Annotated in this window: 21 protein-coding genes and 1 riboswitch; of the genes, 10 read left to right on the top strand and 11 right to left on the bottom strand. The window is 72.6% G+C overall.

Annotation, left to right across the window (positions count from 1 at the left end):
• Window positions 1-951, top strand: coding sequence for an ABC transporter substrate-binding protein (locus tag ACZ4W9_RS34710; protein ID WP_467942470.1), 951 nt, complete (start codon window positions 1-3; stop codon window positions 949-951).
• A 15-nt stretch (window positions 952-966) separates the two neighbouring features.
• On the opposite strand, the gene ACZ4W9_RS34705 is transcribed toward ACZ4W9_RS34710, so the two are convergent.
• From ACZ4W9_RS34705 to ACZ4W9_RS34695, 3 genes are read right to left on the bottom strand one after another with little or no spacing between them, the layout of a single operon-like run.
• A complete protein-coding gene (locus tag ACZ4W9_RS34705; protein WP_467942469.1) occupies window positions 967-1,689 on the bottom strand; it encodes an isocitrate lyase/PEP mutase family protein in 723 nt (240 codons plus the stop codon).
• A complete protein-coding gene (locus tag ACZ4W9_RS34700) occupies window positions 1,686-2,156 on the bottom strand; it encodes a carboxymuconolactone decarboxylase family protein (protein WP_467942468.1) in 471 nt (156 codons plus the stop codon). Before ACZ4W9_RS34700 ends, ACZ4W9_RS34705 begins: the two co-directional genes overlap by 4 nt.
• Entirely contained in the window at window positions 2,153-2,653 is a 501-nt protein-coding gene (locus ACZ4W9_RS34695) for a carboxymuconolactone decarboxylase family protein (protein WP_467942466.1), read from the bottom strand. Before ACZ4W9_RS34695 ends, ACZ4W9_RS34700 begins: the two co-directional genes overlap by 4 nt.
• A gap of 47 nt (window positions 2,654-2,700) precedes the next feature.
• Between ACZ4W9_RS34695 and pdxR the strand changes: the two genes are divergently transcribed.
• From pdxR to ACZ4W9_RS34680, 3 genes are all read left to right on the top strand, one after another.
• Complete coding sequence (gene pdxR / locus ACZ4W9_RS34690; RefSeq protein WP_467942465.1) at window positions 2,701-4,092, top strand: MocR-like pyridoxine biosynthesis transcription factor PdxR; 1,392 nt, start codon at window positions 2,701-2,703, stop codon at window positions 4,090-4,092.
• Window positions 4,093-4,192: 100 nt separating this feature from the next.
• The gene (locus tag ACZ4W9_RS34685; protein WP_467942463.1) at window positions 4,193-4,630 is read left to right on the top strand and encodes a hypothetical protein; all 438 of its coding nucleotides are present in this window, start codon (window positions 4,193-4,195) and stop codon (window positions 4,628-4,630) included.
• Window positions 4,631-4,644: 14 nt separating this feature from the next.
• A complete protein-coding gene (locus tag ACZ4W9_RS34680; RefSeq protein ID WP_467942462.1) occupies window positions 4,645-5,829 on the top strand; it encodes a glutathionylspermidine synthase family protein in 1,185 nt (394 codons plus the stop codon).
• On the opposite strand, the gene ACZ4W9_RS34675 is transcribed toward ACZ4W9_RS34680, so the two are convergent.
• Window positions 5,826-6,398, bottom strand: a complete 573-nt coding sequence (locus ACZ4W9_RS34675; RefSeq protein ID WP_467942461.1) for a TetR/AcrR family transcriptional regulator — start codon at window positions 6,396-6,398, stop codon at window positions 5,826-5,828. The genes ACZ4W9_RS34680 and ACZ4W9_RS34675 overlap by 4 nt on opposite strands.
• Before the next feature lie 97 nt (window positions 6,399-6,495).
• Between ACZ4W9_RS34675 and ACZ4W9_RS34670 the strand changes: the two genes are divergently transcribed.
• The gene (locus tag ACZ4W9_RS34670) at window positions 6,496-6,957 is read left to right on the top strand and encodes a nuclear transport factor 2 family protein (RefSeq protein WP_467942460.1); all 462 of its coding nucleotides are present in this window, start codon (window positions 6,496-6,498) and stop codon (window positions 6,955-6,957) included.
• On the opposite strand, the gene rocD is transcribed toward ACZ4W9_RS34670, so the two are convergent.
• Window positions 6,958-8,169, bottom strand: a complete 1,212-nt coding sequence (rocD, locus tag ACZ4W9_RS34665; protein WP_467942458.1) for an ornithine--oxo-acid transaminase — start codon at window positions 8,167-8,169, stop codon at window positions 6,958-6,960. It abuts the gene before it with no gap.
• A gap of 102 nt (window positions 8,170-8,271) precedes the next feature.
• A riboswitch (ZMP/ZTP riboswitch) is annotated at window positions 8,272-8,360 on the top strand.
• 33 nt (window positions 8,361-8,393) lie between these two features.
• On the opposite strand from rocD, the gene ACZ4W9_RS34660 reads away from it, so the two are divergent.
• From ACZ4W9_RS34660 to ACZ4W9_RS34650, 3 genes are all read left to right on the top strand, one after another.
• A complete protein-coding gene (locus ACZ4W9_RS34660) occupies window positions 8,394-9,848 on the top strand; it encodes a glycine hydroxymethyltransferase (RefSeq protein ID WP_467942457.1) in 1,455 nt (484 codons plus the stop codon).
• Window positions 9,849-9,973: 125 nt separating this feature from the next.
• Window positions 9,974-10,984, top strand: coding sequence for a tryptophan--tRNA ligase (gene trpS, locus ACZ4W9_RS34655; RefSeq protein WP_467942455.1), 1,011 nt, complete (start codon window positions 9,974-9,976; stop codon window positions 10,982-10,984).
• A 148-nt stretch (window positions 10,985-11,132) separates the two neighbouring features.
• On the top strand, window positions 11,133-11,714 hold the full coding sequence (locus ACZ4W9_RS34650) for a 2'-5' RNA ligase family protein (RefSeq protein WP_467942454.1): 582 nt from the start codon (window positions 11,133-11,135) through the stop codon (window positions 11,712-11,714).
• A gap of 17 nt (window positions 11,715-11,731) precedes the next feature.
• Here ACZ4W9_RS34650 and ACZ4W9_RS34645 read toward each other — a convergent pair whose 3' ends face one another.
• Window positions 11,732-12,487 carry an SDR family NAD(P)-dependent oxidoreductase gene (locus ACZ4W9_RS34645; RefSeq protein WP_467942453.1) on the bottom strand — a complete coding sequence of 252 codons (756 nt, stop codon included), beginning with the start codon at window positions 12,485-12,487 and terminating at the stop codon, window positions 11,732-11,734.
• A gap of 85 nt (window positions 12,488-12,572) precedes the next feature.
• Here ACZ4W9_RS34645 and ACZ4W9_RS34640 point away from each other — a divergent pair, with 85 nt between their 5' ends.
• Window positions 12,573-13,490, top strand: coding sequence for a YihY/virulence factor BrkB family protein (locus tag ACZ4W9_RS34640; protein WP_467942451.1), 918 nt, complete (start codon window positions 12,573-12,575; stop codon window positions 13,488-13,490).
• Here the strand turns inward: ACZ4W9_RS34640 and ACZ4W9_RS34635 are convergent.
• A complete protein-coding gene (locus tag ACZ4W9_RS34635) occupies window positions 13,438-14,712 on the bottom strand; it encodes a D-alanyl-D-alanine carboxypeptidase family protein (RefSeq protein WP_467942450.1) in 1,275 nt (424 codons plus the stop codon). The two genes, ACZ4W9_RS34640 and ACZ4W9_RS34635, sit on opposite strands and share 53 nt — an antisense overlap.
• Here ACZ4W9_RS34635 and ACZ4W9_RS34630 point away from each other — a divergent pair.
• A complete protein-coding gene (locus ACZ4W9_RS34630; protein WP_030600834.1) occupies window positions 14,711-14,950 on the top strand; it encodes an SCO4848 family membrane protein in 240 nt (79 codons plus the stop codon). The genes ACZ4W9_RS34635 and ACZ4W9_RS34630 overlap by 2 nt on opposite strands.
• Window positions 14,951-15,092: 142 nt before the next feature.
• On the opposite strand, the gene ACZ4W9_RS34625 is transcribed toward ACZ4W9_RS34630, so the two are convergent.
• The 4 genes from ACZ4W9_RS34625 to ACZ4W9_RS34610 form a co-directional block, all read right to left on the bottom strand.
• Window positions 15,093-15,839, bottom strand: a complete 747-nt coding sequence (locus ACZ4W9_RS34625) for a TetR/AcrR family transcriptional regulator (protein WP_467942449.1) — start codon at window positions 15,837-15,839, stop codon at window positions 15,093-15,095.
• A 10-nt stretch (window positions 15,840-15,849) separates the two neighbouring features.
• A complete protein-coding gene (locus ACZ4W9_RS34620) occupies window positions 15,850-16,353 on the bottom strand; it encodes a thiol-disulfide oxidoreductase DCC family protein (protein WP_467942447.1) in 504 nt (167 codons plus the stop codon).
• Complete coding sequence (locus ACZ4W9_RS34615; protein WP_467942446.1) at window positions 16,350-16,757, bottom strand: hypothetical protein; 408 nt, start codon at window positions 16,755-16,757, stop codon at window positions 16,350-16,352. Before ACZ4W9_RS34615 ends, ACZ4W9_RS34620 begins: the two co-directional genes overlap by 4 nt.
• A gap of 87 nt (window positions 16,758-16,844) precedes the next feature.
• Window positions 16,845-17,255 (bottom strand): VOC family protein, encoded by a 411-nt coding sequence (locus tag ACZ4W9_RS34610; protein ID WP_467942445.1) that lies wholly within the window; start codon window positions 17,253-17,255, stop codon window positions 16,845-16,847.
• Between the last annotated feature and the right edge of the window lie 358 nt (window positions 17,256-17,613).

Genomic DNA, 17,613 nt, shown 5'->3' with positions numbered 1-17,613 from the left:
ATGCGCCGTACCGCGATCACCGCCGCCGCGGCCGTCCTGACCCTCGCCACCGGCTGCGGCGCCGCCGACATGACCAGGCAGGCCAGCCCGTTCGCCAACGCCCGGGGCGCGAAGACGGTCACCCTGTCCGTGCAGTCCTGGGTGGGCGCGCAGGCCGACGCGGCCGTCGCCCGGTACATCCTGGAGCACAAGCTCGGCTACCGCGTCGACACCGTCCAGGTCGACGAGGTCCCGGCCTGGGACGCGCTCAGCCAGGGCCGGGTGGACGTCCTCCTGGAGGACTGGGGCCACCCCGAGCAGGTGAAGCGCTACGTCGAGGACAAGAAGACGATCACACCCGGCGGCGGGCTCGGGGTGACCGGACACATCGGCTGGTTCGTGCCCACCTACTTCGCCGAGCGGCACCCGGACGTCACCGACTGGCGGAACCTGGACAAGTACGCCCACCTCTTCCGCACCGCGGAGAGCGGCGGCAAGGGCCAGCTGATGGACGGCTCCCCGTCCTACGTCACCCACGACAAGGCCCTGGTGAAGAACCTGAGGCTGGACTACGAGGTCGTCTTCGCCGGCTCCGAGGCCGCGCAGATCACCCAGATCAAACGGTTCGCCAAGGAGAAGAAGCCCTTCCTGACGTACTGGTACTCCCCCCAGTGGCTGTTCGAGAAGGTGCCGATGACGGAGGTGAGGCTGCCGCCGTACAAGGAGGGCTGCGACGCGGACGCCGCGAAGGTCGCCTGCGCCTACCCGCACACCCCGCTGAAGAAGTACCTCAACGCGGACTTCGCGAAGTCCGGCGGCGAGGTGGCGGCCTTCCTGAAGAAGTTCCGGTGGACCACCGAGGACCAGAACGAGGTGTCGCTGATGATCGCCGAGCAGAGGCTGTCCCCGGCCGAGGCGGCGAAGAAGTGGGTGGACAGCCACCCGTCCGTGTGGAAGAAGTGGCTGTCCTGACCGGACACCCCGGGTCTACGGCAGCAGCCCGGCGGCGATCTCCCGCAGCGCCGCCGTGGCCCGCCGCTGGAGGCCCGGCCCGAACGTGACCCGGGTGGCCCCGAGTTCGCCGAGCGCGGCGGGCGAGGGGCCGTCCCCCTCCAGCCGGGCCAGCAGGTTCAGCGGACCCTCGATGCCCGACCGCAGCAGCGGCACCACGTCCGCCGGGGCGAAGATCGGGTACACGCAGTCGGCGCCCGCCGCGCGGTACAGCGCGGCCCGCTCGACGGCCCGTTCCGGATCGCCGTCGCCGTGGATGAAGACGTCGACGCGGGCGTTGACGAACAGCCGGCCGGCGGCGGCCTCCCGCACCCCGGCGAGGAACTCGGCGTGCGCGTGCGGATCCCCGAGGACACCCCCGTGCGAGTCCTCGATGTTGCAGCCCACGGCCCCCGCCTCCAGCAGCCGCTCGACCAGCTCCCCGGGCGCGAGCCCGTAACCGTCCTCGACGTCCGCCGACACCGGTACGTCCACCGTCCGGGTGATCCGGGCAACGGCCGCGAACATCTCGTCGGCCGGGGTGGCCCCGTCCGCGTAGCCGAGCGAGGCGGCCACCCCGGCGCTGGGCGTGGCCAGCGCCGGGAACCCGGCCTCCGCGAAGACCCGCGCGGCGGCCGCGTCCCACGGCCCGGGCAGCACCAGCGGATCGCCCGGCGCACGCCCTTGGTGCAGGGCGCGGAACTCCTCGGTCCTGGTCACGGCCGCCGGCCTCCCGGGGGCACCCGGCGGCTGACCATCAGGCGGTTCCAGCCGTTGATGACGGTGACCAGGGCGATGAGATGGGCGAGCGCGGCCTCGTCGAAGTGCTTGGCGGCGGCCTCGTACACCTCGTCGGGAACAAACCCTCCCCCGGTCTTCGTCCGGGAGGCGCCCCCGGTCAGCACGGTGACCGCCTCGGTCAGCGCCAGCGCGGCCCGCTCCCGCTCGCTGTACAGCTCCTCGGTCTCCTCCCACGCGCTGAGGAAGTGGATGCGGTCCTCCGACTCCCCGTTCTTCCGGGCCAGGCCCAGGTGCATGTCGAGGCAGAACGCGCAGTGGTTGATCTGCGAGGCGCGGATCATCACCAGTTCGGCCAGGGCCGGGTCGCCGAGCCCCTTCTTCGCCGCCGCGCTGACGGCGGCCATCGCCTGGAAGACCTTCGGATCCAGCAGCTGGGTACGGTTCACTTGTGCTGCCCCGGGTGGTAGTGGCCCGGAGGGGTCCGGGTGGACACGCCGAACCGGTTCCAGGCGTTGATCACGGCGATGGCGGCGATCAGCTGGGAGAGTTCGGCCTCCTCGAAGTGCTTGGCGGCCCGCTCGTACACCTCGTCCGGCACGAACCCCTCCGTGAGGACGGTGATCGCGTCGGTCAGCTCCAGCGCCGCCAGCTCCTTCTCGGTGTAGAAGTGCCGCGACTCCTCCCACGCGCCGAGCTGGATGATCCGCTCCACGCTCTCGCCGGCCGCGAGGGCGTCCTTGGAGTGCATGTCGAGGCAGAACGCGCAGTGGTTGACCTGGGAGGCGCGGATCTTGACCAGCTCGCGCAGCCGGGGGTCCAGGCCCTGGTTGGCGACGGCGTCCAGCTGGATCATCGCCTTGTACACCTCGGGCGCGTGCTGGGCCCAGCGCAGGCGCGGCGGCTCCTCGTGGGCGTAGGTGACGGGTTCCTCGTGCGTGTTCATGTCCTCGACCCTAGAACCGAGGCAGCCCAGGGGTATGGTCCATTCCCATGGCGGAATCCTGGGCCACTTTGGGCGTCGACCTGCATCTCGAACCGGCCCTCGCGGGCGGGCTGCGCCGGGGCCTGACCGACGCGCTGCGGGACGCGGTGCGCACCGGCCGGCTCGCTCCCGGCACCCGGCTGCCGTCCTCCCGGACCCTCGCCGCCGACCTCGGCATCGCCCGCAACACCGTCGCCGAGGCCTACGCCGACCTGGTCGCGGAGGGCTGGCTCACCGCCCGGCAGGGCTCCGGCACCCGGGTCGCGGACCGGGTGGTCGCCCCGCCGTCCGCCGTGTCCGGCCCGGGCCGCCGGGAGCCCGGCCGCCCCGCCCACAGCCTCGTGCCCGGCACCCCCGACCTCGCCGCCTTCCCGCGCACCGCGTGGCTGAAGGCCGCCCGCCGGGCACTGGCCACGGCCCCCTTCGACGCGCTCGGCTACGGCGACCCGCGCGGCCGGCGCGAGCTGCGCACCGCCCTCGCCGGGTACCTCGCCCGGGTCCGGGGCGTGCGCGCCACCCCGGACAGCGTCGTGATCACCGCCGGCTTCTCGCACGCCCTGCGCGTCCTCGGCACGGTGCTGCGCTCGCGCGGGGCGGACACGGTCGCGGTGGAGTCCTACGGCCTCGACGTCCACTGGCGGCTGCTGCGCGCGGCGGGCCTGGCCACCCCCGCCCTGCCCTACGACGCGCTCGGCACCGATCCCCGCCCGCCGGACCACGCCGGTGCGGTGCTGCTCACCCCGGCCCACCAGTTCCCGACGGGCACCCCGCTGCACCCCGACCGGCGGGCCGCCGTCGTCGACTGGGCGCGGCGTACCGGCGCCCTGGTCCTGGAGGACGACTACGACGGCGAGTTCCGCTACGACCGCCAGCCCGTCGGCGCCCTCCAGGGCCTCGACCCCGACCGGGTGGTCTATCTGGGCACCGCCAGCAAGTCCCTCGCGCCGGGGCTGCGGCTGGGCTGGATGGTGCTGCCGCCGGCCCTGGTCCAGGAGGCGGTGGCGGCCAAGGGCCATGTGGACACGCTCGGGTCGCCGGACCAGCTCACGCTGGCCGAGTTCCTCGCGTCCGGCGCCTACGACCGGCACGTCCGCTCCGCCCGCCTGCGCTACCGGCGCCGCCGAGACGCCCTCGCCGCGGCCGTGGCCGGCCGGGCGCCGGCGGTGCGGGTGACGGGCATCGCGGCCGGACTGCACGCGGTGCTGCGGCTCCCGCCGGGCCTGGAACAGCCGGTCGTCCAGGCCGCCGGCCTCCAGGGCCTGGCCCTGCACGGCCTGTCCTACTACCGCCACACCGAGGCGGTCGCCGATCCCCTGGACGCCCTGGTGGTCGGCTACGGCACGCCTTCCGACAGCGCGTGGACGGGCGCGTTGGAGGCCCTGTGCCGGGTACTGCCCTGAGAAGGGGCGCCGGACGGCCGGGAGCCACCCCCCGGCCGGGCGCGGGCACCCGCCGCTCTAGGCTGTCCGCCGGACATCAACTCGACGGGGGAGACACACCATGGCGCACACCAAACGGCAACTCCGGTCCGGCACGGTCGTCCTGGGCGGTGTGGGCCTGCTGGCCGCCGCCCTCACCGCCTGCTCGTCCGACCCGGACAAGCGCTGTGTGGACCGCGACAGTTACCACGTCTCCAAGGGCTTCAAGGTCGTCTCCGACAAGAACTGCAAGACGGGCACCGGCACCGGCGGCTCCTCCTCGGGCCGGAAGAAGTCCGTCAAGAAGGGCGCCAAGCGGCCGGTCAACGCCGACTGGTACTACGACGGCAAGGAGAAGAACGGCTGGGTCGACGGCGGCTCCTTCACCAAGTCGAGCGGCTCGGGCGGCGGTTCGGGAAGCGGCAGCTCGGGCGGTTCGTCGGGCGGTTCGTCGTACGACAACGGCGGCGGGGTTAGCCGCGGCGGCTTCGGCGGCGGCCACGGCAGCTCCGGCGGCTGACCGGAGCCGACGACATGGAACGCCGTACCCTCACCCCCCGCCCCGGCTGGCAGCAGACCGTCGAGGCGCAGGGCCTCGTCTACCCCCTCACCCGCCACCCCGACGACTCCCTGCGCCCGTACTGGGACGAGAGCGCCTGCTACGTCTTCTCCCTGGAGGAGGTCGAGGCGCTGGAGGAGACCGTCGCGGAACTGCACCGCATGTGCCTTGCGGCGGCGGCCCACATCGTGGCCGAGGACCGGCTCGCCGACCTCGGCATCACCGACCCCCGGGTGGCCGCCGCGGTCACCGAGTCCTGGCACCGCCGGGCCGAACTGCCGACCGTGTACGGCCGGTTCGACCTGCGCTACGACGGCACGGGCCCGGCGAAGCTGCTGGAGTACAACGCCGACACGCCCACCTCGCTGGTGGAGGCGGCCTCCCCGCAGTGGTTCTGGATGGAGGAACGTTTTCCCGGCGCGGACCAGTGGAACTCCCTGCACGAACGCCTGGTGGAGGCCTGGCGCGCCCAGGCCGCGCTGCTGCCGCCCGGTGCCCCCCTGCACTTCGCGCACTCCGCCGCCGACGAACTCGGCGAGGACCTGATGACGGTCGCCTATCTGAAGGAGACGGCGGAGCAGGCCGGCCTCACCACGGACTGGCTCGCGATGGAGGAGATCGGCTGGGACTCCCTCTCCGGCCGCTTCGTCGACAACCGGCTCCGCTTCATCCGGGGCATCTTCAAGCTCTACCCCTGGGAGTGGCTCACCACCGACGCCTTCGGCGGCCACGTCCTGGACACCCTGGACAACGGCGGCGGCACCGGCAGCACCCTGTGGATCGAACCGGCCTGGAAGATGCTGCTGAGCAACAAGGCGCTGCTGGCGATCCTGTGGGAGCTGTACCCCGGCCACCCCCACCTGCTCCCCGCCTATCTCGACGGCCCCCGCGACCTCGCCGCCACCACCGGGTACGTCGCCAAGCCCCTGCTGGGCCGCGAGGGCGCGGGCATCACCGTCCACGGGCCCGGCACCCCGTCGGCCCCCCGCGAGGACCCCTGCTGCTACCAGCAGCTGGCCCCCCTCCCCGTCTTCGACGGCAACCACGTGGTCCTCGGCACCTGGATCGTCGGCGACGAACCGGCGGGCCTCGGCATCCGCGAGTCCACCGGCCTGATCACCGACGAGTACGCCCGCTTCCTGCCCCACGTGATCCTCTAAACCGCCGCGCCCCCGAGCAGCGCCTCCACCGCTCCCCGGGCGTGCCGTGCCGGGGACGGGTCGCCCGTGATGCCCGCCGTGACCATCGCTCCCTCGGCGAGGAGGTAGACCGGTTCGGTGAGGGGGAGGCCGGTGGCGTGGACCCAGGCGGCCAGTTGGTCGTGGAAGGCGCGCTTGTGGGCGCGGACCTCCCGCAGGACCGCCTCGGAGGCGGTGCCGAGTTCGCCGTGGGCGTTGATCCAGGCGCAGCCGCGGAAGCCGGGCTCGGCGAACCACGCGGCGAGCCAGTCGAAGACCGCCAGCACCCGTCCGCGCGGGTCCGGCACGCGCTCCACGTGCGCGGCCAGGCTCTCCCGCCAGCGCCGGTCGCGCCGCCGGAGCATGGCGACGACCAGGTCCTCCTTGGTCGCGAAGAGCCGGTAGATCCGCTTCAGGGGCAGCCCGGAGACCTCCCGGACCCGGTCCATGCCGACCGCCTGGACGCCGTGCGCGTAGAAGAGCGTCTCGGCGGTGTCCAGCAGGGTCGCGCGGTCCGTGCGGTCGCGTTCCGCGGTGGCGGGGGCGGGCATCCGGGCTCCTCGTGTCTCCTTGACGTCGAGAACGGTCGTTCTCTACCTTAGCCGCACCGATGGAGAACGACCGTTCTCGACCGCTGAGGAGACCGCCGTGCCCGAAGGCCGCCCGCCCTGCCCGCCGTTCACCCCGGAAACCGCCCGGCAGAAGGTCCAGGCCGCCGAGGACGCCTGGAACACTCGCGACCCCCACCGGGTGGCCCTCGCCTACACCGAGGACTGCGTCTGGCGGAACCGGGACCACTTCCTCACCGGCCGGGAGGAGATCGTCGCCTTCCTGACCGGGAAATGGCGCCGCGAGCTGGACTACGCGCTGCGCAAGAGCCTGTGGAGCTTCCACGACGACCGCATCGCCGTCCGCTTCCAGTACGAGTGCCGCGACAGCGACGGCCAGTGGTGGCGCTCCTACGGCAACGAACTGTGGGAGTTCGACGAGCACGGCCTGATGCGCCGCCGTGAGGCCAGTATCAACGACGTGGCCATCGGGGAATCCGACCGCCGCATCCTCGGGCCCCGGCCCGCCGCCGAGCATGGCATCGACCTCCCCCTGCGCTGATCACGCCCCGGACAGCACCGCCCGCAGCTGCTCCACCCCCCACTCCAGGTCCTCCTCGCCGATCACCAGCGGAGGCGCGAGACGGACCGTCGACCCGTGGGTCTCCTTGACCAGGACCCCACGGGCCAGCAGCCGCTCGGCGATCCGGCGCCCGGTGCCCACCGTGGGGGAGACGTCCACCCCGGCCCACAGCCCCCGCCCCCGCACCGCCGTCACGCGGCCCGTGCCCGGCAGCTCGCCCAGCAGCCGGTGCAGCCGCTCGCCCAGCCGGGCCGCCCGCTCCTGGTACTCCCCGGTCCGCAGCAACGCGATCACCTCCAGCGCCACCGCGCAGGCCAGCGGATTCCCGCCGAACGTCGACCCGTGCTCGCCCGGCCGGAACACCCCGAGCACCGCCGCGCTCGACACCACCGCCGACACCGGCACGATCCCGCCGCCCAGCGCCTTGCCCAGCACATACGCGTCCGGCACGACCCCCTCGTGCTCGCACGCGAAGGTCCGCCCGGTCCGGCCCAGCCCGGACTGGACCTCGTCGGCGACGAAGAGGACGTTCCGCTCCCGGGTCAGCTCCCGCACCCCCGCCAGATAGCCGGCCGGCGGCACGATCACCCCCGCCTCGCCCTGCACCGGCTCCAGCAGCACCGCCACCGTGTTCTCCGTCAGCGCCGCCCGCATCGCGGTCAGATCCCCGTACGGCACGATCTCGAACCCCGGGGTGTACGGCCCGAAGTCCGCCCGCGCCTCGGAGTCCGTGGAGAAGCTGATGATGGTCGTCGTACGGCCGTGGAAGTTGCCGCCCGCCACGACGACCTTCGCCATCTCCGCGGGCACCCCCTTCACCCGGTACCCCCACTTCCGGGCCGCCTTGACCGCGCTCTCCACCGCCTCGGCGCCCGTGTTCACCGGCAGCACCATCTCCATCCCGCACAGCTCGGCCAGCCGGGCGCAGAACGCCCCGAACCGGTCGTGGTGGAAGGCGCGGGAGGTCAGCGTCAGCCGCTCCAGCTGCCGCCGGGCCGCCTCGACCAGCCGCGGATGGCCGTGCCCGAAGTTGAGCGCCGAGTAACCGGCCAGCAGGTCCAGGTACCGCCGCCCCGCCACGTCCGTCACCCACGCCCCCTCACCCGTGGCGAGCACCACCGGCAGCGGATCGTAGGTGGGCGCGCAGTGCGCGTCGGCGAGGGCGATGAGGTCTTCTTCGGCAGTGGTCACGGACTCTCCCGGATCGGTCCGGATACGACGATGACCTCCTTCTTAACCCCGCTCGCATGGTGGACGCGGGATCTTCCCCGCCCGGCGCGCCCGGTAGGCTGAGAGCCGGGCCGTGACTGGCGCGCTGGGATGGGACGGACCATCAGGGAGCGGCCCGAGCGGTAAGAGTGCCGTGCGCCTGGGCCGAACGTGAACGCTGTACGCACATCGTCCGGAGGTCCCCGATGCCCGAGAACGCCGCCCCCCTCTCCACCGAGTCCACCGCCTTCCGCGCCGCCCTCGACGTCGTCCGCGCCGTGGAGCCGCGCGTCGCCGACGCCATCGGCCAGGAGGTCGCCGACCAGCGCGGAATGCTCAAACTGATCGCCTCGGAGAACTACGCCTCCCCGGCGACCCTGCTCGCGATGGGCAACTGGTTCAGCGACAAGTACGCCGAGGGCACCATCGGCCGCCGCTTCTACGCCGGCTGCCGCAACGTCGACACCGTCGAGGCCCTCGCCGCCGAACACGCCCGCGAACTCTTCGGCGCCCGCCACGCCTACGTCCAGCCGCACTCCGGCATCGACGCCAACCTCGTCGCCTTCTGGGCCGTCCTCGCCGACCGCGTCGAGGTCCCCTTCCTGGAGAAGGCCGGCGCCCGCCAGGTCAACGACCTCACCGACGCCGACTGGGCCGAGCTGCGCCAGGCCTTCGGCAACCAGCGCATGCTCGGCATGTCCCTGGACGCCGGCGGCCACCTCACCCACGGCTTCCGCCCGAACATCTCCGGCAAGATGTTCGACCAGCGCTCCTACGGCACCGACCCCGCCACCGGCCTGATCGACTACGACGCGCTGCGCGCCCAGGCCCGCGAGTTCAAGCCGCTGATCATCGTCGCGGGCTACTCCGCGTACCCCCGTCTGGTGAACTTCCGGATCATGCGCGAGATCGCCGACGAGGTCGGCGCCACCCTCATGGTCGACATGGCCCACTTCGCCGGCCTGGTCGCCGGCAAGGTCCTCACCGGCGACTTCGACCCGGTCCCGCACGCCCAGATCGTCACCACCACCACCCACAAGTCCCTGCGCGGCCCGCGCGGCGGCATGGTGCTGTGCGACGACTCCCTCAAGGACCAGGTGGACCGCGGCTGCCCGATGGTCCTCGGCGGCCCGCTCCCGCACGTCATGGCCGCCAAGGCCGTCGCCCTCGCCGAGGCCCGGCAGCCCGCCTTCCAGGACTACGCCCAGCGCATCGTCGACAACTCCCGCGCTCTCGCCGAGGGCCTGATGCGCCGGGGCGCCACCCTCGTCACCGGCGGCACGGACAACCACCTCAACCTGATCGACGTCGCCACGTCCTACGGCCTCACCGGCCGCCAGGCCGAGGCGGCCCTGCTCGACTCGGGCATCGTCACCAACCGCAACGCCATCCCGGCCGACCCGAACGGCGCCTGGTACACCTCCGGCATCCGCGTCGGCACCCCCGCGCTGACCACCCGCGGCCTCGGCACGGCGGAGATGGACGAGGTGGCGGCCCTCATCGACCGCGTCCTGACCACCACCGAGGCGGGCACCACCAAGTCCGGCGCCCCCTCCAAGGCGAGCCACGTCCTGGACGAGAAGGTCGCCCAGGAGATCGCCGGGCGCGCCACGGACCTGGTCGCGGGCTTCCCCCTCTACCCGGAAGTCGACCTCGGCTGAATCACCCCGCGAGGGCGCGGGGCCGCATGCGGCACGCGGCTCCGCCGCCCGGGCGCGACCGGCCCCCACCGGCCCCCGGTTCCCCACCCGCCGAACCCGCCCCGTGCCTCTGCGACAATAAAGGCATGGCTGACCGACCTCGCGTGCTCTCCGGCATCCAGCCCACGGCTGGCTCGTTCCACCTCGGCAACTACCTCGGCGCCGTCCGCCAGTGGGTGGCCCTGCAGGAGTCCCACGACGCCTTCTACATGGTCGTCGACCTGCACGCGATCACGGTCCCGCAGGACCCGAAGGAGCTGCGCGCCAACACCCGCCTGGCCGCGGCCCAGCTGCTGGCCGCCGGTCTGGACCCCGACCGCTGCACCCTCTTCGTGCAGAGCCACGTCCCCGAGCACGCCCAGCTGGCCTGGGTCATGAACTGCCTCACCGGCTTCGGCGAGGCGTCCCGCATGACCCAGTTCAAGGACAAGTCCGCCAAGCAGGGCGCCGACCGGGCCTCCGTCGGCCTGTTCACCTACCCGATCCTCCAGGTCGCGGACATCCTGCTGTACCAGGCCCACGAGGTGCCCGTCGGCGAGGACCAGCGCCAGCACATCGAGCTGACCCGCGACCTCGCCGAGCGCTTCAACGGCCGCTTCGGCGACACCTTCACGATCCCCAAGCCGTACATCCTCAAGGAGACGGCGAAGATCTACGACCTCCAGGACCCGACGATCAAGATGAGCAAGTCGGCGTCCACGCCGAAGGGCCTGATCAACCTCCTGGACGAGCCGAAGACCACGGCCAAGAAGGTGAAGAGCGCGGTCACCGACACCGACACGGTGATCCGCTACGACACCCGGGACAAGCCGGGCGTCTCCAACCTCCTGACCATCCACTCCACGCTCACCGGCAAGAGCATCGCCGAGCTGGAGCAGGAGTACGAGGGCAAGATGTACGGCGCCCTCAAGACCGACCTCGCCGAGATCATGGTCGAGTTCGTCACGCCGTTCCGCGAGCGCACCCACCAGTACCTGGACGACGCCGAGACGCTGGACTCGATCCTCGCCAAGGGCGCCGAGAAGGCGCGTGCCGTCGCCGCCGAGACCCTCGCGCAGGCGTACGACCGCGTGGGCTTCCTCCCCGCCAAGCACTGAGGCGTACGACCGCACAGGTCCGCGCGGGCAGAGCGCTGCACATCACTTCCGCCGCGCCTGCCCACGGGACACCCGTGGCCGTAAAGTCGATGCCAACGGCCGGGGCTAGACGGCCGAGACGACGACAGACGCGACGACAGGAGACGACGTGGGGACCGTAACGATCGGCGTGTCGATCGCGGTCCCGGAGCCTCACGGCAGCCTGCTCCAGGAGCGGCGCGCGGGCTTCGGCGACGCCGCGGCTCACGGCATCCCCACCCACGTCACGCTGCTGCCGCCGACCGAGGTGGACGAGGCCGACCTGCCCGCGGTCGACGCGCACCTGTCCGAGGTCGCCGCGGCGGGCCGCCCGTTCCCGATGCGGCTGTCCGGCACCGGCACCTTCCGGCCCCTGTCGCCGGTGGTCTACGTCCGCGTCGCCGAGGGCGCCGAGGCGTGCGCCCGGCTCCAGCAGCGGATCCGGGACGCGTCCGGGCCGGTGGCGCGCGAACTGCTCTTCCCGTACCACCCGCACGTCACCGTCGCGCACGGCATCGAGGAGTCGGCGATGGACCGCGCCTTCGAGGAGCTGGCGGACTACGAGGCCGCGTGGCCGTGCACCGGCTTCGCGCTGTACGAACAGGGCGCCGACGGCGTCTGGCGCAAGCTGCGCGAGTACACGTTCGGCGGGCCGGTCGTACCGACCCAGCCGGGCCACGCGGACGCGTGGGCCCCGCGCGTCGCGCCGTGACGCGCGCCCGGGGGGCGCTACAGCGGCAGGCGCCGGAACAGCGCCCGGGGCGCGTGCCGTAGCACCGTCGTCAGCAAGCGGAGGGAGCCCGGGACCCAGACCGTCTCCGCCTCGCGGCGCAGGCCCAGTTCGATGGCCGTGGCCACCGCCTCCGGGCTGGTCGCCAGCGGGGAGCGCGAGCGGCCCGCCGTGCCCTGGGTGCGGACGAAACCGGGGCGCACGACCATGACCCGCGCGCCCGTCCCGTACAGGGCGTCGCCGAGACCCTGGGCGAACACGTCGAGGCCGGCCTTGCTGGAGCCGTAGATGAAGTCGGCGCGGCGGGCGCGTTCCGCGGCGGCGGAGGACAGCACGACGAGCCACCCGTGGCCCTGGGCCTGGAGCGCGCGGCCGGCGACCAGCCCCGCCGAGACGGCTCCCGTGTAGTTGGTCTGGGCGACCCGCACCGCGCGGACCGGGTCGCGTTCGTCGTGCGCCTGGTCGCCGAGGATGCCGAAGGCGAGCAGCACCATGTCGACCGGGCCGTCGGCGAACACCTTGCCGAGGACGCCCTCGTGGGTCTCGGGGGCGAGCGCGTCGAAGGCGACGGTGTGGACGTCCGCGCCGAGCGCCCGCAGGCTCCCGGCCGCGTTCTCCAGCGCGAGGGAGGGGTGCCCCGCCAGCCACACGGTGCGGGTGCGGCGGGCGATCAGACGGCGCGCGGTGGCCAGCGCGATCTCGGACGTGCCGCCGAGGACGAGCAGGGACCGGGGCAGTTCGGTGGCATCCTTCATGACAGATGACCGTATCGCTCCCATATGACCGTTCTGGCGAAGAAACGCGGTGTTGGCATCCCGGCGCAGCGGGCAGAGTCGGATCATGGACTGGCTGAAGAAGCTGCCCGGAATCGGGCCGGTCGTCACCCGCCTGACGATCACCCACGCGTGGCGGTGCTACGAGCGACTGGACCGGGTGAAGTGGACCCGGCTGGCCGCCGCCATGACGTTCGTCAGCTTCGTGGCGCTGTTCCCGCTGCTGACCGTGGCCGCCGCGATCACCGCCGGCACGCTCAGCCCGGCCCGCCAGAAGACCGTGGAGCAGCGGATCGCCGACCAGTTCCCGGGGCTGTCCGACCAGTTGGACCTCAGCTCCCTGGTGGAGAACGCGGGCACCGTCGGGGTCATCGCGGGCGCGGCGCTGCTGTTCACGGGCATCGGCTGGGTCGGCCAGGTGCGGGACTGCCTGCGCGCGGTCTGGGAGCTGCCGGACCAGGACGAGAACCCGGTCCTGGCCAAGGCCAAGGACACCGTCATCCTGCTCGGCCTCGGCGGCGCCCTGCTGGTCACGCTCGCCGCGTCCACCCTCGCCTCGGCCGCCGTCGGCCTGGTGTCGCGGCAGTTCGGCCTGGACGAGCACGGCTGGGGGAGCGCGCTGCTCCAGCTCGCCGCCTTCGTCGTCGCCGTGCTCGCCGACTTCCTGGTCCTGCTCTACGTCCTGACCCTGCTGCCCGGGGCCGAGCCGCCGCGCCGCCGTCTGCTGGTCGCCGGCCTCCTCGGCTCGGTCGGCTTCGAACTGCTGAAGCTGCTGCTCAGCGGCTATGTCCAGGGCGTGGCCGCGAAGAGCATGTACGGCGCGTTCGGGGTCCCCGTGGCCCTGCTGCTGTGGATCAACTTCACCGCGAAGATCGTGCTGTTCTGCGCCTCCTGGACGGCGACGGGAAGCAAGGAGACCGAGGTCGGGGACGTCAGGGACGGGACCGGCGGCGCATCAGGTCCGGCAGCGGCCACCGGCGGTTGACCAGGAACACCCCGCCGCCGAGCAGCGCCAGCAGCCCGCCCGCGATGGCCAGCGCGGTGGTGACGCCGCTGGAGCCGGAACCGGTGGGGGCGCTGGCCGCCGCCTTCGCCCCCGGTGCGCCGGCCGTGCCGGACGACTGCTGCGGGCCCGCCCCGGGGGAGGTGCCGGCGTCCGGTCCGGCGGAGGCGGACCCGGCGCTCCTCGGCGGCACCAGCTCGCCCACCGGGTCCACCTTGCCCACCGCCTGGAAGCCCCAGTCGAACAGCTTCGCGGTCTCCTTGTAGACCTCGTTGTGCTCGTGCTTCTCCGGGTTCATCACGGTGACCAGCAGCACCTTGCCGCCGCGCTCGGCGACCCCGGTGAAGGTGGCACCCGCGTGGGTGGTGTTGCCGTTCTTCACGCCCGCGATGCCCTGGTAGACCGGAACGTCGCTGTCGCCGCTCAGCAGCCGGTTGGTGTTGCGGATCTCGGTCGAGCCGATCCTGGCGCTGACCGTCGAGCAGTAGTCGCGGAAGTCCTTCTTCTGCAAGCCCGAGCGGGCGAACAGCGTCAGGTCGTACGCCGAGGACACCTGGCCCGGCGCGTCGTAGCCGTCGGGCGAGACCACCCGGGTGTCCAGTGCCTGGAGTTCCCCGGCGTGCTCCTGCATGTCCTCGACGGTCTGTTCCACCCCGCCGTTCATCGCGGACAGCACGTGCACCGCGTCGTTGCCGGACTTCAGGAACACCCCGAGCCACAGGTCGCGCACGGAGTAGGTGGAGCCCTCCTTGATCCCGGCCACGCTGGAGCCGGCGCCCACCCCCTCGAGATCCGCCGGTGCCACCTTGTGCCGGGTGTCCTGGGAGAACCGGGGCAGCACGGTGTCCGCGAACAGCATCTTCAGCGTGCTGGCGGGGGGCAGCGCCCAGTGCGCGTTGTGCGCGGCCAGGACCTGGCCGGACTCGGCGTCGGAGACGATCCAGGAGCGGCCGGTCAGGCCCTTGGGCAGCACCGGGACACCGGGGGCGAGGTTGACCTGCGTGCCGGGCATCCCGAGCCGGGCGCCGCCCAGGGTGGACATCCGCGCCGGGGGCGTGGCCGTCGGGCTCGTCGTGGGGGCCGGCGCGGCCAGGGCGGCGGGCGCGGTGACGGACAGGGACAGCACGGTGGCGGAGGCGACCAGCAGGGACCGCCGCCCACCCCCGGCACGGACCCGGACCCCGGACGGCGATACTGGACTCATGAAGCTCAGCCGCCCTGTCTCCTGGTTCCTGCTCGCCTTCGGGGTGTGGAGCTGGGTCATCTGGGTCACTTTCGTCAAGAATCTCGTCAAGGACGGCAGCGGTCTGGCCTTCGACGACGGTCACCCGACCGCGTACTTCTGGGTGCACCTGCTGCTGGCGGTCGTTTCCTTCGTATTGGGGACGGTCATCGGGGTCATCGGGTTGCGCGGAGTGCGCGCACTGCGCCGAAACTCATAGCGGGCACACGGCCACCCCCGCGTCCGGGAGGGCGCGGGGGTGGCCGGGCCGCGGCTGATCCGCTCGGTCGGGCTCCTTCCGGCCGGCCCTGGTGATCCGCGGTATACTCGTGTCCCTTGCCCGCGCCTTCACCCGAGGGTGATCACCCGTTCTCCCCGCCCCCGCGCCCCGGGTCCGGCAGGACCCTCGTCATGCCTGGCAGGAAGTCCGTGAACAGTTCGTGGACCTCCATGACCAGCGGTCGCAGCACCCGGAAGCGGGCCAGGGCCACCCCGCGCGCGGTCAGCCGGGCCCCGCGCCGCGCCAGCCGGTAGCTGCGCTCGCGGTTCTCCGTGCGATCGAAGATCCAGTACAGCACCAGGCCCATCTGCGAGAGCCACATCAACTCCGGCAGGACGTCCCGCAGTTCCGGGGCCACCTTGGACTTGGAGCCGGCCAGCACCTGCCGGTGCACGCTGATGGCCTGCTCGCGCGCGTGCTCGCTCTCCGGCGAGAAGGGGCTGAGCGGGCTGTCGGGGTCGGCGGCGTTCTTGAAGAACTGGACCGCGAACTCGTGGTACGGCCGGGCGATGTCCAGCCACGCGGTCAGCACCCCCGCGAGCCGCGCCTCCAGGTCGGTCTCCCGCTCCAGCACCGACCGGACCGCCGCCTGGTGCTCGGCGGCGATCCGGTCGTAGAAGCCCTGGATCAGGTGTTCCTTGCCCTCGAAGTAGTAGTAGGCGTTGCCGACGGAGACCCCCGCCTCCTTGGCGATGGCCCGCATGGTCGTCTTGTCGTACCCCCGCTCCTGGAACAACCGCATCGCGGTCTCCAGGATCAGCGCGCGGGTCTGCTCGGACTTGCTGCTCTGGGGGCCGGCCGCCTCGGGGCCGTCGTTCTTCGCGGGCACGGTCAAGAGCCTAACGACTGGCCGGGGCGGTCCCCGCGCGGGACGGCGGCGTGTAGGTCCAGCCCGTGCGCGGGTGATACGACCAGCCGTCGGCCCGCCGGCAGACCCGCCCGCCCCCCTGCGGGCCCCGCCACTTCGCCGCGCGGAGCACGGCGCCGCGGGCCGCCTTCGCACCGGCCGGGGTGGCGAGCCGGTGGGCGAGCGGGCGGTGCTCGCGCAGGGCCCACAGGACGACGATCCAGGCGCGCGGGCCCCGGTAGACCTGCCCGGCGTCACCGACCACGGTGATCTCGTCGCGGCTGACGGAGAGGTCGAGCCCGGGGAACCGGGAGCGGGCGGCGGCCGAACCGGCCGGCAGCGACTCCAGCGGCACCAGCCGGGGCTGCCGCGCCAGCCAGCCGCACAGGTGGGCGCCCACGGCGGTCCGCTCGTCGTACAGGACGGTCAGCCCGCGGACCGGGACGCCGGCGGCGTCCCGGCCCGGCGCGGTGGCCGCGCGGGACACGCCGGTCACCTTCCGACCGTCGGCGCGACCCACTCCTGCGGGGCGACCGGGGGCAGCTGCCCGCGCTCCATGATCCCGCGGCGGCGGATCCGGTTCAGGACGTAGACGTTGCCGAGGTGCATCGCGCCGAGGACGAGCAGGACCACGCCCAGCTTGGTCGACAGGGCCTCGAAGACGCCGCGGGTGTCCTCGATCGTCTCGTCACCGCTCAGGTACAGCGCCACGAAGCCGAGGTTGACGAGGTAGAAGCCGACCACCAGGAGGTGGTTGACGGCGTCCGCGAGCTTCTCGTCGCCGTGCAGGACGTCGGCCAGGAAGATCCGGCCGTTGCGGCTGAGCGTGCGGGCCACCCAGACGGTCAGCGCGATGCTGACGACCAGGTAGATGACGTAGGCGATGACGGTGCGGTCCATGCCCCACCCCTTCTTGAACGCGTTCAAAACGCTGACAGGGATGACTGTAGACCTGTTTTTGAACGCGTTCAACCAAAGGTCGGATGCTCAGTTCCGGCGGGCCAGGGAGGGGCGCTTGGTGTAGTCCGTGAAGCCCAGGACGTTGCCCCAGGGGTCGGCGATCTCCACGGTCCAGCCGGTGGCGCCCTGTCCGATCTCGTCCAGCGGCGGGATCCCGGCGGCGGCCAGCTCCCGCGCCGCCGTCCGCGCGTCCGGCACCTCCAGCCAGACCCGCGGCGAGGGCCAGTGTGGCGACCGGTGCCCCAGCCCCTCCTCGGCGCGCAGCAGGATGCCGGGCGTCTCCGCGCCGACCTTCAGCAGCGCGATCCCGGCCTCGTCGAGCCGGAAGCCCACGGCGAACCCGGCCCGCTCGTAGAACGCGACGGCCTCGCCGAGGTCGCCGACGGGAAGCAGCACGTTGTCGAACCCGAGCAGTTCGTACGACTCTTCGTCTGACATGTCGTCACATTAGGATCCCGGACCCCGCGAATCGAGGAGCCCCACCGGAAGGGACTCCGGTGGGGCTCGGCAGCGTGTCTACGGTGGGGGAGCCGGGTCCGGCTCGATCTCCGACGCACCGCCGGTGGTGATCCCCATCGGCGGTCGCACGCAGCAGGTCGCGCGAGGCCGGCTGGTCCGCGCTGCTGGGCAGAACAACGCCCACGCTTCGCGCATCTGCGGAAAGCCGGCCGACTACGGTCACGCAGCTTTCGTTCACTGGTGGAGAGTGCTCGCCTCAAGGGTGCCCGACGTACGCGGCACCGGGGTCTGCCCCGACCCCGTGGCAAAGTTGGGCTCGGCCCCGTCGCCGATACAG

It is taken from the genome of Streptomyces sp. NPDC029296 (assembly GCF_055569255.1).
Note: the sequence above shows the minus strand (reverse complement) of the source record. Positions and strands in the feature narration are given on the sequence as shown.

Bases quoted from the DNA above. Each gene is read 5' to 3' on its own strand.
- ACZ4W9_RS34710 (WP_467942470.1), top strand. From the start codon at position 1: ATGCGCCGTACCGCGATCACCGCCGCCGCGGCCGTCCTGACCCTCGCC.
- ACZ4W9_RS34695 (WP_467942466.1), bottom strand. From the start codon at position 2,653: ATGAACACGCACGAGGAACCCGTCACCTACGCCCACGAGGAGCCGCCG.
- pdxR (WP_467942465.1), top strand. From the start codon at position 2,701: ATGGCGGAATCCTGGGCCACTTTGGGCGTCGACCTGCATCTCGAACCG.
- ACZ4W9_RS34685 (WP_467942463.1), top strand. From the start codon at position 4,193: ATGGCGCACACCAAACGGCAACTCCGGTCCGGCACGGTCGTCCTGGGC.
- ACZ4W9_RS34680 (WP_467942462.1), top strand. From the start codon at position 4,645: ATGGAACGCCGTACCCTCACCCCCCGCCCCGGCTGGCAGCAGACCGTC.
- ACZ4W9_RS34675 (WP_467942461.1), bottom strand. From the start codon at position 6,398: ATGCCCGCCCCCGCCACCGCGGAACGCGACCGCACGGACCGCGCGACC.
- ACZ4W9_RS34660 (WP_467942457.1), top strand. From the start codon at position 8,394: ATGCCCGAGAACGCCGCCCCCCTCTCCACCGAGTCCACCGCCTTCCGC.
- trpS (WP_467942455.1), top strand. From the start codon at position 9,974: ATGGCTGACCGACCTCGCGTGCTCTCCGGCATCCAGCCCACGGCTGGC.
- ACZ4W9_RS34645 (WP_467942453.1), bottom strand. From the start codon at position 12,487: ATGAAGGATGCCACCGAACTGCCCCGGTCCCTGCTCGTCCTCGGCGGC.
- ACZ4W9_RS34640 (WP_467942451.1), top strand. From the start codon at position 12,573: ATGGACTGGCTGAAGAAGCTGCCCGGAATCGGGCCGGTCGTCACCCGC.
- ACZ4W9_RS34630 (WP_030600834.1), top strand. From the start codon at position 14,711: ATGAAGCTCAGCCGCCCTGTCTCCTGGTTCCTGCTCGCCTTCGGGGTG.
- ACZ4W9_RS34635 (WP_467942450.1), bottom strand. From the start codon at position 14,712: ATGAGTCCAGTATCGCCGTCCGGGGTCCGGGTCCGTGCCGGGGGTGGG.
- ACZ4W9_RS34615 (WP_467942446.1), bottom strand. From the start codon at position 16,757: ATGGACCGCACCGTCATCGCCTACGTCATCTACCTGGTCGTCAGCATC.
- ACZ4W9_RS34610 (WP_467942445.1), bottom strand. From the start codon at position 17,255: ATGTCAGACGAAGAGTCGTACGAACTGCTCGGGTTCGACAACGTGCTG.